The sequence below is a fragment of the Rhizobium sp. UFLA01-1127 genome (assembly GCF_059803845.1).
Window position 1 is genome coordinate 1 of sequence record NZ_JAUQTZ010000281.1, and the last position, 1,782, is coordinate 1,782.

Annotated in this window: 2 protein-coding genes and 1 pseudogene; 2 read left to right on the forward strand and 1 reads right to left on the reverse strand. The window is 57.0% G+C overall.

The annotated features are described in order from the left end of the window. Positions 1-144 precede the first annotated feature (144 nt). A complete protein-coding gene (locus Q4Q11_RS31680; protein ID WP_498571964.1) occupies positions 145-981 on the reverse strand; it encodes a hypothetical protein in 837 nt (278 codons plus the stop codon). 20 nt (positions 982-1,001) lie between these two features. On the opposite strand from Q4Q11_RS31680, the pseudogene Q4Q11_RS31685 reads away from it, so the two are divergent. Next, positions 1,002-1,335 (forward strand): annotated as a pseudogene (locus tag Q4Q11_RS31685) (chloride channel protein); the annotation flags it as partial. 257 nt (positions 1,336-1,592) lie between these two features. Next, positions 1,593-1,782: LysR family transcriptional regulator (locus Q4Q11_RS31690; RefSeq protein ID WP_498571965.1), on the forward strand; the 190-nt coding region annotated here is incomplete at its 3' end.

Below are 1,782 nucleotides of genomic sequence, written 5' to 3' on the forward strand. Positions count from 1 at the left end.
AGATGTGTATAAGAGACAGGCTTGGATAGCTGCGCGAGGAAGGAAAGCAGCGTGCTTGATATTGAAACGAGATGGACGAAAGTGGTTTCGTGTGACAGAGCCGGCCGCACTGAGAAGCGCGGCCGGCTTATGGCTGCGGCCGGATTATTCCGCTGCCATCTGAAGGGACTGTGCGTCGGCTTCGAGTTCCGCGTTTGGATCGGCTGCGATACGAACAGGTGCCGGGAGCCAACCCGAACCCTTCATCTTCCGTTCCGCGATCAGGACGGCTTCGGCCTTCTTCGATGCTGACGAAACCGCAAGAGCTGCTTCCGGCCCGCGTGTTTCAAGAACCGCCCGCTCGATCCCCCGGCGATTGACGTGGTTGAAGTAGCTGTCGGCGGTGGTTTCAAACCAGTCGGTCATGTTGACGTTGAGAGCGCGGCCGAGCTGGTTTGCCTGTTCGATGCCGTTCCGGCGGTCGGTGAATTTGACCTCCACCGCATTGACGGCATGCGCGGCGGCGTAAGCCAGCAGCGACAGAAGTTCATCGTGGCTCTGCTCAAGGCACCAATCGAACAGGTCGGCCGGGTTGCCGGGGATTTTATGCCCATAGTTTTCCTGTAGGCTCTCGAAGGCGGCTGAGGCAGGGCAGTTTTCCGGCTGTTTGATCCATTTGCCCATGCGCTCATGGGTGAGCGACAACTGCAGGGCACTCTGCTCGGACACATACCCACCATAGCTGATGCGCAACAGCATCGCGTGGACGACGGCGGCCAGAGCCACTCCCGGATTGTTCGCCAGTTCCACACGCAAGGCCGTGGTCTTCTTTGCGGTCAGAACCTCGATCAAAGCTTGGGAATGCGTGAACTTCGGCGTGCCTTCCTCGACCTCAGTGGTCCCGCCACTCGTGGCGACCGTTGCGCCGCTGGCTTCGCTCTCCTCAGTTGCGTCGTCGCTCTCCCCGGCTTCGATGTCCTCGCTTTCGTCTTCTTCCCTCACAATGCCGATCGCCGTTTCCGCAAGCCAATGCCTTGCTCGGTGGTCGTTCTGTCGCTCACCGACAGTATCATCGTGGCCGTTCAGAACGTTATTTCCAATGGCTTCGGGGCGTCGATCGGGCTCGAGGCCGGCTATACGCAAATCGCCGCAGGCATCGCATCCAAGCTGGGGATCGCATTCAAACTGCGAAGAGCTGACTTAAGAACACTTGTCGGATGCGGGGCAGCCGGTGCGATTGCGGCTGCTTTCAATGCGCCCCTGACCGGCGCCTTCTATGCATTCGAACTGATTATCGGGTCCTATTCGATCGGCACGCTTACGCCCGTCGTGGTCTCGGCCCTCGTTGCAAAACTTGCAGGAGCGAACGCTCACGGTGCCATCATCATTGACCGAAATCCGAACGACGTCCATGAACTGGACTTCTTAGCCGTGAAACCTCGCAATTTTATACACTTACTGCGCCCGCGAAGGCCTATCCGGAAATAAGTAAAATTTATAAGCGACGATTCAATCTGGATTAGTGAACTGTTTGTGCGATAGATGCACGAAGTAATTGCCACCTGTCGAGTTCGCTAAGTTACCACCTGACAGCCCTGCCCGGAGATCAAACGATGGATGAACGGCAGTTAAATGCTTTTCTCGTTCTGGCAGAGGAACTGAGCTTCTCACGCGCCGCCGTCCGCTTGGGGATGACCCAGCCAGCTCTGAGCCTTATGATTGGGCGGTTGGAAAAGGAGCTGGGCGTAACGCTGTTTGAACGAACAAAGCGCAACGTTCTTCTACTGTCTCTTATACACATCT